Source organism: Companilactobacillus sp. (genome assembly GCF_022484265.1).
Taxonomy (GTDB): Bacteria; Bacillota; Bacilli; order Lactobacillales; family Lactobacillaceae; genus Companilactobacillus.
The window spans coordinates 2357241-2370199 of the sequence record NZ_JAKVLR010000001.1 but is presented as its reverse complement, the minus strand read 5'-3'; the positions used below and the strand labels follow the sequence as shown (position 1 = coordinate 2370199).

At 36.9% G+C, this 12959-nt stretch carries 10 protein-coding genes; 3 read left to right on the top strand and 7 right to left on the bottom strand.

Features of this window, described 5'->3' with window-relative positions; translation table 11 throughout:
• Nucleotides 1-184: 184 nt before the first annotated feature.
• From LKF16_RS11270 to LKF16_RS11260, 3 genes are all read right to left on the bottom strand, one after another.
• Complete coding sequence (locus LKF16_RS11270) at nucleotides 185-2425, bottom strand: hypothetical protein (protein WP_291471410.1); 2241 nt, start codon at nucleotides 2423-2425, stop codon at nucleotides 185-187.
• Nucleotides 2426-2847: 422 nt separating this feature from the next.
• Nucleotides 2848-3171, bottom strand: a complete 324-nt coding sequence (locus LKF16_RS11265) for a hypothetical protein (RefSeq protein WP_291471411.1) — start codon at nucleotides 3169-3171, stop codon at nucleotides 2848-2850.
• Nucleotides 3172-3307: 136 nt separating this feature from the next.
• Nucleotides 3308-3973 carry a CPBP family glutamic-type intramembrane protease gene (locus LKF16_RS11260; RefSeq protein WP_291471412.1) on the bottom strand — a complete coding sequence of 222 codons (666 nt, stop codon included), beginning with the start codon at nucleotides 3971-3973 and terminating at the stop codon, nucleotides 3308-3310.
• Nucleotides 3974-4083: 110 nt separating this feature from the next.
• Here LKF16_RS11260 and LKF16_RS11255 point away from each other — a divergent pair, with 110 nt between their 5' ends.
• On the top strand, nucleotides 4084-5166 hold the full coding sequence (locus LKF16_RS11255) for an acyltransferase (RefSeq protein ID WP_291471414.1): 1083 nt from the start codon (nucleotides 4084-4086) through the stop codon (nucleotides 5164-5166).
• 346 nt (nucleotides 5167-5512) lie between these two features.
• On the opposite strand, the gene LKF16_RS11250 is transcribed toward LKF16_RS11255, so the two are convergent.
• The 3 genes from LKF16_RS11250 to LKF16_RS11240 form a co-directional block, all read right to left on the bottom strand.
• The gene (locus LKF16_RS11250) at nucleotides 5513-7513 is read right to left on the bottom strand and encodes a collagen-binding domain-containing protein (protein WP_291471415.1); all 2001 of its coding nucleotides are present in this window, start codon (nucleotides 7511-7513) and stop codon (nucleotides 5513-5515) included.
• A gap of 280 nt (nucleotides 7514-7793) precedes the next feature.
• Nucleotides 7794-8654 (bottom strand): aldo/keto reductase, encoded by an 861-nt coding sequence (locus tag LKF16_RS11245; RefSeq protein ID WP_291471417.1) that lies wholly within the window; start codon nucleotides 8652-8654, stop codon nucleotides 7794-7796.
• Between the two features lie 171 nt (nucleotides 8655-8825).
• Nucleotides 8826-9797 carry an ABC transporter substrate-binding protein gene (locus LKF16_RS11240; RefSeq protein WP_291471418.1) on the bottom strand — a complete coding sequence of 324 codons (972 nt, stop codon included), beginning with the start codon at nucleotides 9795-9797 and terminating at the stop codon, nucleotides 8826-8828.
• A gap of 579 nt (nucleotides 9798-10376) precedes the next feature.
• Between LKF16_RS11240 and LKF16_RS11235 the strand changes: the two genes are divergently transcribed.
• Nucleotides 10377-11177, top strand: a complete 801-nt coding sequence (locus LKF16_RS11235) for an alpha/beta hydrolase (RefSeq protein ID WP_291471420.1) — start codon at nucleotides 10377-10379, stop codon at nucleotides 11175-11177.
• 56 nt (nucleotides 11178-11233) lie between these two features.
• Entirely contained in the window at nucleotides 11234-11881 is a 648-nt protein-coding gene (locus LKF16_RS11230) for a pentapeptide repeat-containing protein (protein ID WP_291471421.1), read from the top strand.
• A gap of 32 nt (nucleotides 11882-11913) precedes the next feature.
• On the opposite strand, the gene LKF16_RS11225 is transcribed toward LKF16_RS11230, so the two are convergent.
• Nucleotides 11914-12915 carry a LacI family DNA-binding transcriptional regulator gene (locus LKF16_RS11225; protein WP_291471422.1) on the bottom strand — a complete coding sequence of 334 codons (1002 nt, stop codon included), beginning with the start codon at nucleotides 12913-12915 and terminating at the stop codon, nucleotides 11914-11916.
• Nucleotides 12916-12959: the final 44 nt, after the last annotated feature.

Below are 12959 nucleotides of genomic sequence, written 5' to 3'. Positions count from 1 at the left end.
TTGATTAAGTTAAAATAATTATGTCATATCATGTCAGCGATTTTAATTAGGGAAACACCTGAAGAAATGAAAAACAACCATAGTTTCTTTGCATAACGACAAAGACAACAATATTCGTGTTTAGAATATTGTTGTCTTTCAGTTATTTATGGATAGTTGCGTTCTCTTTCTATTTAATTAAGAGTCAGCTTTGATCTAATTTTAACTTCATAACATTCTTTTCACTCACAAATTCATTTGAGGAAACACGGTAAAACATCTTCTCATCACGTGCTATATAGGCAATTCGATCATACTTCCAAGAAGAGTATTTACTCAAAGAACGATTGGGACTAGTTGTGTAATCACTTTTTTTCAATAAAGAGTTTTCTGTCGGTGTAGTTGTTAAAATACCTTTTTGATAAATGAACCGATAGACTTCTGAGCTTTTGACCCACTCATTAGTCGAGACCCGATAATAAATAGTATTGTCGAGAATGAAGAATTGATCGGAATACCAATCGGAATTTGCAGCTAAAGCCCGATTGCTCTCTTTGGTTACTTTACCGTTATCCAATGTATACAACGGTGTTTGTTTGTCAAAGGTGGCGACATCATCATATTCAAAATAAACGTTGATTTTACATTCGTTATTAACCGTTGGTTTACCTGTGTTATTATCTTCTGATTTATCAGGGTTATTACCTTCATCAGTCGCATTGGTGGAAGTATCCGTACCCGAACCACCAGCATTCGAAGAATTTTCACTGTAAATAACCTTATCTTCGGTCTGGGCAACATATTTATTCCCCTCATTGGTTATCAGAAAATTCACATGATCAAGATTAGAAGAATAGCCGTTTTTCTTCGGAATTTTTACTGAAACCGTTGAATCAAACTCTCCTGTCAGTGGGCCAACTTCGATTGTTCCAAGGTTACTTGGTATGGTGGCTGAATCAACCGTCACTTTTAATGGAACGTATTTCCCTTGAATGGGATACTCCTTGACTAGTCCTATTACAGCCGGCGGATTACTGTCTATTCCCTCGATATTACCTTTACCATTAGCTCGAAATACCATGAAGCGGTTAACTGGTTCATAGCCAACTGGATTGGGTGTTAATGCATAATAAAACTGTCCCGCCTTCAAATTATTCACTGGCACCTTATATTCCTTGCCTTTGAAATTAATACTTAGGTCCGTTGAAACCAAATCGCCATACTTGTACGGATCTCCGGGTTCAAACGGCCAAAATTTACGCTGATCACTATCATTGATTTCTCCAAAACTCGGAGAATTTACAGGATTATTTGTATCCTGATCTTCAAAGCTATCAGGTTGTTCTGCGGGGATTAGGATCATCTGCCCGAACGGCTTAGTTGGATCGTAATGTTGTAAAGACATTTGATTAGATGATTGTATATTGTTCTTGGTATAAATAACTTTTTCATCTTCCAAGTATAAGGTCCTTTTATCGCCTGTTTGTGACGGAACGATTAAAGCGCGAACATAGCTTTTATCAGGATAATACCCCTTAACATAAGGTGTGGGGATATTAACATCACCTGAAACCGTTCCTTTAATACCATTGACAATCAATTTTAATCCCAAATTATTTTTAATTTGAATTCCGTCAAAGTCTGGCCCTTTATAACTATAATGAGCCAACTGATTAGCATAAATCATTTCAACGTCAGAGCTATTTGGTAACGTCGCTGTGACAGTCGGAGTATCTAATGTCAATCCTTTATCCAATAGGTCAGTCCTTGGATTGTCCACCTTAACCGTGACAGTTTCCCCTGGTTTTCCCGTAACTGTAGTTGCAACCCCATCAGTATCTGCAGGGATATTGCTGTAGATTAATAGTCCCGTGGAAATCTTATCATTACCGCTTGGTTGAGAATTGACAATTGGATGTTTTGCATCAACTTTATTGGGGGTGTAATACAAATTCTGAGAGCCATCTTGGACCACCTCAACCCCCAGGTTTTCACAATGTAATTTGCAGTTAAAGATTAGTTCTTTCAGATCTGATGGTAAAGGATTCTCTTCATCATCCCATGCTTCATAATTTGTGTGGTGTTGTTCATTGTATTTACCTAATACCTCGCTTGTTTTATTGTCTATCAAATCAACTTGAAGATTGGGACGATTGGGCGTATATCCTTCCACCCTAGGAACGTCAACCGTATGAGATTGATATCCTTCACTGTCTATACCTGATGATGCAATATCTTTAAATGTATAATCAATCGTCGTAGTACCCAAATTACTCGTAATAGGTAACTTTCTAGTAACGGAATAATAAAGTTGATTACAAACATTCAAGTCGAGATTGGGCATTAATTCGTTACCGGTTGGAGTCACGGCATGAACTGTCGTCGTTATAGTAAAACTCAAACTTAATGCAATAGCCGTGAACAAAATTATTAATTTGACCTTCATAAAAACCTCCTTCTAAATATCGCTCGCTTCGATAGTAACAGTAAAATTAACGGGAATTTAGCTAATATCGGCCTATGTCAAAAAATAATTTTTATTAGAAATATATTTTTTTCAAGAACAATTTTTCATTCACCAATAACGATTTAATTTCATATATGAAATTACCTTCAATCTTGTGCAAAAATTTTTTTTAAATATTTGAGTTCAATACTAATTTATATTTATCAAATCAAAATATTCCCAATGTTTAAAAAATGAAATAAAACTCGATTAATTTCTAATCGAAAACAAAAAAAGCGGTATTCTCATGAGGAATATCGCTTTTTTCTTGAAGTTAGATATAAAAGGTTGAGTTGCCGTACGCGTTTTAGCCAAATATTTTGTTCATTAGGAAATTGTGTCACAGTCCCCCAAAAATGATTTTATCTCACAATTTTTATTCGTTCATTTTTCAAATATGAATTTTTGCCGACTTTCCACCAAGTCTTGCCTGATAACTTAATGCGACGTGCCACGCTAACACGAACGCGAGTCTTGGCATCATTCAAGATCGAATAATGTTTATTAGTATTGATCATTTTCTTCTGATTATTTAAACGGTAAATATCGACATAAGTCAGGTCTTCTTTATCAGTTAAAGACAGCATAATTTTTTCATCAGCGGTATATGCTTTGGCCTCGTGTACTGCTCCAAAAAAACTGGTACTCATCACCATTGCTGCCATCACGGCAAGGCTCTTTTTCATTATTGGTTATCCCCATTTTTCCCATTTCTTTTAAGTTAGCATAATCACAAGCCAATAACTATTCGAATTGAATATGTAAAAACATGTTTTAACCGATAAAAAAAACAGCTAAATTTATTAGCTGTTTAAATAATTTCTATATCATTATGGTACCGATCAGTGCACTTAGCATCCCTAAGAAAATCGGCATCTTTTCGTCTTGCGTATATAAGTAAGTCAATGCAAAACAGAATCCAAAGAAACTGTTCATAAAGAACTGAAGCATTGAACCTGGCAACGTGATTGCACCAGCGATCAAACCACTGATAATGATTCCGCCAACTGCACTGGCGGGTGAGCTTCTTCTGAAAAAGTAATTAAAGAAGAATCCTGTTTGGACCAGCTGTTGTTGAACCGAAATAATAAACACATTTGCCAACAAGTTAAAAATGAAAACTCGTTGATCTGATCCAACTACATCATCATTGGTAAATTTAGGTAGTTTTCCGTTAACTTGCAGATAGCTGATCATCATTCGCAGAACCACGATCAAAACGAACATCAATGTAATAAATCCAATATTATGAACTAACGTATCAAAAAACTTTTTACGTGGCTCGGCGAACGAATTTCTCTCACGTAAGTAAGTCCTGGTCATTAATCCCAATGTTATGGCACCAACGATGAAAAAGATAATGACCATGACGTCATTTAGTCCCTTAGCGTTAGCACTGTAATTCTTAATACCAAGTGTGATCAATGAAAAAGTAATCCAGATCAAATACCTTACTAGATCTACACCAGGTGCTTCTCCTACTCGCATATATCTTTCTTCCATTCAATAATTTTAACTTTGAATATTATATCATAGACAGATACTTCATTTTCATTGTCATTTCATCTATTATTGTTAGGTATATATGGAGGATTAATATGGAATCAAACAAGGGAAGAATATTTTATTTGGATTTTATTCGTGTCCTAGCAATTTTTTTAGTGATTTTAATTCATGTTACTGCTATTGATACCACTTTACACATCGGCAGTACTCAATGGCACATTGTTAAATTGATCAACTTTTTAGCACACGTCAGTGTCCCATTATTTTTCATGATCTCGGGTGCACTTTTATTAAATAGTAAAAAAACTAGTTCATTATCTTACACTTGGAAAAAACGAATTCCGCACGTGGTGATACCATTTATCGCCTGGTCGCTGCTTTCGACTTTTTTCATCGCAATTTACGCTCATACATTTTCATTGCCAAACGCTTTAAAAATGTATGCAGTATTCTTATACCAACCAGTATCGCCAACGCTTTGGTTCATGTACCCGTTGATTGGATTGTACGTCCTATCGCCAGTCCTACGCGGATTAGTTGAGGGAGCCAAGACTAAAGTACTTTGGTATGCAATCGCAATTTGGATGATCACCAATTCATTGATGCCAACATTATCCGTCTTTTTACCAAAAGATATTTCACACGCTTTGGACTTCTATCCAGGAGCTCAATTTTATCTAGTTGGTGGATACGTCGGCTACTTCATCCTTGGATATTTGATCACGAAATTGGATGTCAAAAAAATCAACGGCTGGCTTTTAGCAATCTTAATGCTAGTCGCAATGTACTTAGGAAATGCTTATCAAGTTAAATTTCCAAAGACAGCAGACCCTTGGAACGAATCATACGTGACATCATTCTTCATCTTGATCATGTCAGTCTGCGCCTACGTCCTATTGCAAAAATGGGGAGAAAGAATTAAATCGGGAAAGGTAAAATCAACCTTCTCATTCTTGTCGCCATTAGTATTTGGAATCTATCTAGTGCACAACATCTTCATCCTATTCTTAGAACCATGGTTCATGGCCAACCTACCATACACAGGCCTAGCAGCAACATTCACAAGATACCTAGCAGTAGCAGCCCTATCAACACTAGTAATCTGGATACTAAGTTATATACCAGGAGTAAATTACGTGCTGACAGGAAAAACAAGAGCGAAAAAAAGAGCGTAAAAAAACAAGATTTGAGGCAAGAGCATAAGATAAGCCAATACGGAGTCGGTCCGTAAGACCGAAGGAGTGTTGGATTATCTTATGTGTCCTGCCTCATTGTTTTTTTGCGCGTTTCCACTAAAAAAAAGAGCGTAAGAAAGTCCGGGTGAGGTCAGAGCACAAGGCAAGCCAATACGGAGTGGCGCGCGTCACGCGCTCGCAGTGTTGGATTGACTTGTGTGTCCGACCTCAGGACCTTTCTTACGCGTTTCCACTATAAAAATAGAAGCAACTAGTAAAATTCTTTAATCAAAATAATCCCACTAAAAAAGCGTCATGACCGAGTCATGGCGCTTTTAGAATACAATTAAGCTCTCTTACGTCTAATTACAAATGCTAATCCTGCTGCTAACGCAATTCCCACAGCAGTTAAAATCAATGAACTTTCTGAACCGGTTTGTGGCAAAGTTCCCTTCTTGTTTTCGTAAGGTACGTTTGGAACAAATCCGTTATCAGTAGTTGCTGATTTATCTGGAGTTTTAGTTGAAGTATTATCCTCAGGATCTGGATCAGTGATCAAGCTGGCATCCTCTTCTTCTGATTCAGTTTCATCAGGATCTGGGTCTGCAGGGATCATTGGTCCACCTGGATTTTCACCCTCAATAGGTTTGTCAGGATCAACCACATTAGGAGTTTCTGGGTCAGTTGTTCCTGGTGTCTCAGGTTCTGGTTCTTCAGGATCAGTTGTGCCTGGTACTTCTGGCAATTCTGGATCTGTAGTTCCTGGCGTTTCGGGTTCTGGTTCTTCAGGATCAGTTGTTCCAGGGACTTCTGGCAACTCTGGATCTGTAATTCCTGGTTTATCAGGGTCAGTTGTGCCTGGCTTTTCAGGTTCTGGTTCTTCAGGATCAGTCGTTCCTGGTGTCTCAGGTTCTGGCTCTTCAGGATCAGTTGTTCCTGGAGTTTCTGGTTCTGGCTCTTCAGGATCGGTTGTGCCTGGTGTTTCTGGTTCTGGCTCTTCTGGCGTAGGTAGTTCAACATTTGGCAAAGTTACATCTGGTTTTTCAAATGTATTTTCTTCTTCGTCACGTGTCTCATCTTGAAGGTCCCATCTGTGCGTCTCAGCGTTAACATTTACCTTGTCGGCAATAATATTACCATCAAGATTTTGACCAACGTTAATCGTTGAATTTGGTGCTAGCACACTACCTTGGAATGGTGCATTTACATTGATAGTACCGTTATTTAATTTATTTGATGCAGTACTATCAGTGAAGTTCCAGAGCAAATGGTTATCGCCAAAGTATTCTGTTTCTTGACTATTTCTATCTGATCCATCATCATACTTGATTTTGATTGGCGTGTTGACATCGTAGTTAGAATTACCGGCAGTATCAACGTTGATAATAATAGTTGGACCGTTTTCTGAACTTGATAATCCTTTGATAGTTAGTGGAGTATTGCTATTAAGAACTTCAGGATCAAGGTTTAGAATAATTTGATTTTTTTCATTAACTACATAATCTGACACATCGATCACACGATTGTTCATGTCATCAAAATCAGAATTAGTAATTGTTGGATTGCTTGTAGGCATATTTGCTAATTCGGTTGATTTATCACGCAAATTTTGGAATTCTTTGGCAAAGTCAATGTATACTTGACCATCTTTATCTTGATAGGTCTCACTGGCTGTTAAATGATCGATATTAGTTCCGTCAACATTTACTCGGTTTGGATTGCTGACATCAATATTTACATTTTCACCAAAGACAACTTTATTAGTTCTGGTGTCTCCGGATGAAACAAATGAACTGCTAGCGATATTGGTAATATTTTGAATATATGAAATTTCTTGATCCAGCAATTCTTCGTGAATGTTAGTACCAAAGTTAACTTTTCCATCCAAATTTTGAACAGCCAAGTTACCGTTTGTATGTGCATTCAATGTTGCGTCATTGGCAAAAATATGGAAATAGGCGGCAACTCCTAATGGATTGTTTGAAACATCTGGATAGTCATCATAAACTGTCCCGCCACTAGGTACTTCTGCGTTAGCTGCGGTTGCAACCGGTTGCTCAGAAGTCTGAGTTTGACCGTCATTTTCGTTGTCCAATGCGTTTGTGTTCGTGGTATTTTCTGTAGCTGGTTCTGTTTGACTAGTTGTATCAGTATCAACAACATCATCAGTTGCTGCTTCATTACTGGTAGTTGCTTGTACTTGTGCTGTCTGAACCGTATTTTGATTAGTTTGATCATTCGTGTCAGCTAATGACGAATTTGAAACTATCAAAAATGATAATGCTGCTGCACAAGTTGCCACACTAGAAAGTGCCCATTTGGTACCTTTTACATATCTAGAATTCAATACTACATCCCCCTCAACCTTGTTAAAAACGTAATTTGATTCTCACCTAGTAATAAAAATATCGTATGAATTTTAGTTATAATTTGATCTACGCGATTATTTTTCGAGTGATAAACGGAATTGCAACCAAATTATTTTTTAAAAGTTCACACATCAATTATTATATTTTGATATTTTTTTACTTATCAAATGTTACAAATCGATTATTAACCAAATTTTTCACAACGTCAATATTGACGTAAAAAAAAATCTTGCATTAAGCAAGATTTTATAAAGGATTTTATTCTGGTAGTGGTGTATTTGCAGTTTTTTGAAGCCATTGCGTATCATCTGGGTCTCGATAAATTCTTTTACCTGTGTCTAAAGTAGCAATTTTGTCCATTTCCTCATTGGTGAGCTCAAAATCATATAGATCAATATTTTCTTTAATTCGGTCTTCGTGGACTGACTTTGGAATGATAACCGTTTGACGTTGCAGATGCCATCTGAGAATCACTTGAGCAATAGTCTTATGATGCTTAGCAGCAATATTTTTCAAGACTGTATCTTCAAAGATACCATCAGAACCCCGACCCATCGGACTCCAGGCTTCATGAGCAATCTCATGGTCGTGCAAGTATTTAACTAATTCTTTTTGTTGGAAATATGGATGCGTTTCAACTTGATCAATAACCGGTTTAACTTCAGTATGTGCCATTAAGTCTTCTAAGTGATGTTCTTTGAAATTGGAAACGCCGATGGATTTGATTTTTCCCGCTTTGTAAAGTTCTTCCATGGCTTGCCATGATTCGATATAGTGGTCAGCTGGCCAGTGAATTAGATAAAGATCTAAGTAATCCATATCCAATTTTTTCAAACTCTTTTCAAAAGCAGCTTTAGTCTTGTCGTAACCGTGGTCGCTATTCCAGACCTTGGATGTAATGAAAAAGTCCTCACGCTTTAAGCCTGACTCTTTGAGAGCTTGTCCAAGCCACTCTTCATTGCCGTAGAATGCTGCAGTATCAAAATGACGATATCCAGCATCTATAGCCCATTTGATAGCCTTCATGAATTGGTCCTTGTCTTTCATCAAAAAGACTCCCAGACCCTCTTGAGGAATTTTTTCGCCATTATTAAAGTTGATTTCTGGCACATTTGTCATAAAAATCTACCTCCATTAATAATCTGTTATGACATTAGGTTATCACATTTCGAAGTCTTTGGATTCACAACGTTCTGGCGAGGCTTCCTGTGAAATTACGCTATGTTTTTTGAAAGTGAGAACAACAAAAAAGAAGCACCCGTCTGAGTGCTTCCAAATAGAAATAAAAATTTATTTTGTAACTTTATCAACCTTGAGTTGTACTTCACTCAATTGTTGTCTTGATTTGATCAACTTTTGAGCCTTTGAGTAGTTAACTGCTTTATCAAAGTTTGCAACTGTTACTCTTCTTGCCTTCTTGAATGTGATATCCAATGAGTTCATGTCAGCTGCAGCATTTCTAGTTGCACCTAATTGAACTAGCAATGAATCTGATGGTGTAAGTCCTTGCTTATTCAAGTTCTTAGTAGCATCTTGATATGAGTTAAATAAGTTATTTACATCAGTAACATGCTTGCTTGCGTAATCGTTGTTGATAGCGATAACGTCGCCATTAGTATTGCTTGCTTTTTGCTTGTTAAGTACTTTAGCACCGCTCTTCTTGGCATTTGAAATAAATGGATCTGCTACAACTGCAGCATCAACCTTCTTAGATTTCAAACTGCTTGTACGTTTGCCTTGTTCAGCGATGTTCTTGATCTTAACATCTGAAAGCTTCATATTATTTTTCTTAAGAAGATTCTTCAAATATAATTTTGAACCGTCTTTTTTATCAAGAGCAATTGTCTTACCCTTTAAGCTCTTAATATTCTTGTCTTTCTTGTTGGCAACTAGACCGTTATAACCAGTCAATGTACCAGTTACTTTCCAAGATTTGTTGTTCTTAGCAATTGTTGTAAAGTTAACCAAATCTGTAACCGCAGCATTCACTGATCCAGCTTTGATTGCATCATTTAATGCACCAGCTGATTTGAATTGTTGCAATTCAACTGTGATGTTGTGTTCTTGGTAAAATTGTTTTTCTTGTGCAACGTAAAATGGAAGCGATGCAAGTGATTGTGTAGTACCAATCTTAATTGTTGCATCAGACTGATCCGTTGAATCTGCCGCCTTAACGCTTTGAGCGTTTAATAGTGGCAATGAACTTACTACTAGTAATAGGGCCGCAAAAATAAGACCGAGTTTTTTGATAACTCTTGTCATGTATAGTTCCTCCTTTATTGGTTATCCCTATAATAATATTTTTATCCAAAACTTGCCACCAAATGTATCATTTCCGTAAAAAGCTTTAGAAACAAAAACAGCACTTAGCCTGCCCATCCCGCAAGTTAAGTGCTGCTCTTAATTTAAAAATTTGTGATTATAGTTTTAAACCACTGAATAGTGATGAAAATAGTCCAGTAAATGCTGAAACGATTGAACCGTTAAAAGTCTTAAATGAACTAAAAATGTTTGATAAAAATGTCATTGATATAATCCTCCCTCAAAAATTATTGTATCGATCGACAAAAATAATCATAGCACTGAATTTTGATAAAACAATATTCATTTATCATTAAAAACGATTTGATAAGTTATTGTAACATCAACGTAATTCTCGTAACAAAATAAAAAATAAAAAGAAATGTGCATAATGGATAAACAGGTGTATAGGATATACGTCATGTTACATCTAAGGTTATCATTACAATAAAATTAAATTAGCTTAGATATTATTTACAGTTAATTGAAATACTGATAATTTAATAATGTTAATACTTATAAAATTACGGGGATTACAACATGAAGAAAAAATTAATTTCACTCCTTGTTGCAGTCGCAGCCGTCTTAATGATTTTTTCAGTTAAGACTTCCACTGCCAATGCAGCAACTAATACTAGCAGCAATGATCCTGTCTTCTTTGTTCCTGGCGCATTTGACAACGCTGATTCATGGGAGAAGATGGTGACCATCTTGGATCCAAATAACGAGCATCCACTGACAAAATTCTATGCAGATTCTAACGGCAAAGTTTTACGTCAAGATGTCCGGACTGGAAATAGCGACCAAAGACCTTTCGTGATCGTACTTTTCCCTAACAATGCTTACAAGGAAGAAGTAATTGCCAAAGACGCTGATGGATTACGCGATGCTATTAATCTTTACAACTATAAGAACAAATTTACCAACGCCGATATAGTTGCCCAATCAAATGGTGGAACTATTTCAACTACTTATTTAGAAAAGAATACTTCAAAAGCTGGATTTCCAATTCACTTTGACCACTTGCTAACTATTGGAACACCTTACAACTTCCAAGCTGGCAATGGTGCTGACAACACAGCTTTTCTAAATCGTTTGATTTTAGGTAGCGGTTCACTTCCAAAAGACCTTCAAGTAACTAACGTTATTGGAGCAAATGGCGATGACGACACCACCGACGGAGTTGTTTCAAGAGACAGTGCTTTATCAGGACGTAAAATTTTTGAAGATAAAGTTGGTTCTTTCCAACAACTATTCATTACTGGTGAAGATGCATCTCACGGTAACCAAGAGTCAAGTCCACAATATGCTAAGATCGTTCAAGATATCTTAGGAATTTAATCTATCAACCATCCAATCCGAATTCGGAGCGGGTGGTTTTTTGTTATGATGGATTAATGAATAATAAAATTAAACTACCAATCATAGACGATGAGGACCTGCAGACCTCAAGCTTTTCAGAATTACCCAATGCCGACGACAAATTTGTCGAACGCATCAAAATTTCTGATGAAAAATTAAGTCAGAAAATCTTTGAACATTTCATCATTGAAAAAAGTCGACTAGTAAAATGTTCAGTTACCGACTGCAAAATTTCTAAATTGGAATTGACTGATGTGATCGTCGAAAATTGTGATTTCTCAAATACTGAAATCTACAGTCCAACTTGCTATAATGTCCAATTCGTTAACTGCAAATTTTTGGGAACGTCATTTGACGACAGCTATTTTAAAAATGTCGAATTCAAAAATTGCAACCTCAATCTGGCTAACATGAATAACTCCCGCTTTGAAATTGCCAGTTTTGATTCAAGTAATCTCAGTGACGTCAATTTTATGGAAAATAAGCTAAAAAGCGTCTACTGGTCACAGGCAAACATCACTGAGATCGATTTCTCTGGCACAAATTTATCGAAGCAAAACTTCAGCGAAGCTGAATTTGACTACATCAATGCTGCTCCGAATACTTTATCAGGTGCGATCTTCAACGAACAGCAAGCAGCAGTTTTGGCTAGAGAATTATTACATATCAAAATTACCTACTAAAAAAGACGCCAATCGGCGTCTTTTTGCGTAATCTATTTTGTACTGTCTCGTTCGACCAAACTAGTACCGATCTCGATTCTTTGTGGAATCTTACGACCAGTCTGCAATTGGCTCACGATCAAGTTCACAGCAGTCTCTCCCATTAGCTCAGTTTCAACGTTAACTGAACTCAATTCTGGATAAACGAAACTAGCTAGTGATGTGTTATTAAAACTATATATTTTTACTCGTTCAGGAACTTTGATTTTGGCTACCTGTAGAGCCTTTAAAGCTCCAGCAGCCATTGGGTCGTTTGCTACGAAAAAGGCGTGTGGCAAGTCGTCACCTAACTTTTCAATGGCTTCTTTCATCATCTTGAAACCTGATTGGCTAGTGTAATCGCCTTGAAAGACCCACTTAGAGTTGTAGGCTTTCCGTTTTTCCATTGCCTCACGATATGCAAACATTCGTTGATCTTTGACTTCGACCGCTAAATCAGTAGTTTTTTCCATACCATGGATCATCCCAATATCGTGAATGCCACGATTCCAGAAATAATCGATCACGTGTTCAACTCCCAGTTTAAAGTCAGTCAAAACACTGTCGAATCCTGCTGGAAATTGGTCATCGTCGACAAAGACGATTTTATCAGTTAATTCATTCATCCCTGCAACTTGTTCGGGACTGAATTTACCAATCGCAATGATAGCATCGACGTCAGCGTCTAGTTGGCCGGTATCATTTTGAAAAATTCGTGATACTTCAAACTGTCTAGCTTGGCCTTGACGCTCGATTCCCATTCTGATCGACATGTAATAAAGGTCATCTTGTTCTTTGGATTCAGAATACCATTGAACGATTGCCAACTTTTTACGTGCAACTGAGTTGCTTGAATGCTGCTTATTCTTAGAATATTGCAGATCATCTGCTACTTTAAAAATCCGTTGTCTCGTTTCATCACTAACTGAAAGTGTTTGATCGTAGTTCAAAACACGGGAGACCGTTGCCAACGAGACACCAACCTCTTGTGCTATATCTTTTAATGTTGTCGCCATGCAAAATCCCCCGTAATTATTGTTACTATAATAATTTTGAAAAA

Excerpts from the sequence above, each read along its gene's own strand:
- LKF16_RS11230 (WP_291471421.1), top strand. The coding sequence starts at position 11,234 with ATGAATAATAAAATTAAACTACCAATCATAGACGATGAGGACCTGCAG.
- LKF16_RS11245 (WP_291471417.1), bottom strand. The coding sequence starts at position 8,654 with ATGACAAATGTGCCAGAAATCAACTTTAATAATGGCGAAAAAATTCCT.
- LKF16_RS11225 (WP_291471422.1), bottom strand. The coding sequence starts at position 12,915 with ATGGCGACAACATTAAAAGATATAGCACAAGAGGTTGGTGTCTCGTTG.
- LKF16_RS11235 (WP_291471420.1), top strand. The coding sequence starts at position 10,377 with ATGAAGAAAAAATTAATTTCACTCCTTGTTGCAGTCGCAGCCGTCTTA.
- LKF16_RS11240 (WP_291471418.1), bottom strand. The coding sequence starts at position 9,797 with ATGACAAGAGTTATCAAAAAACTCGGTCTTATTTTTGCGGCCCTATTA.
- LKF16_RS11265 (WP_291471411.1), bottom strand. The coding sequence starts at position 3,171 with ATGAAAAAGAGCCTTGCCGTGATGGCAGCAATGGTGATGAGTACCAGT.
- LKF16_RS11260 (WP_291471412.1), bottom strand. The coding sequence starts at position 3,973 with ATGCGAGTAGGAGAAGCACCTGGTGTAGATCTAGTAAGGTATTTGATC.
- LKF16_RS11270 (WP_291471410.1), bottom strand. The coding sequence starts at position 2,425 with ATGAAGGTCAAATTAATAATTTTGTTCACGGCTATTGCATTAAGTTTG.
- LKF16_RS11255 (WP_291471414.1), top strand. The coding sequence starts at position 4,084 with ATGGAATCAAACAAGGGAAGAATATTTTATTTGGATTTTATTCGTGTC.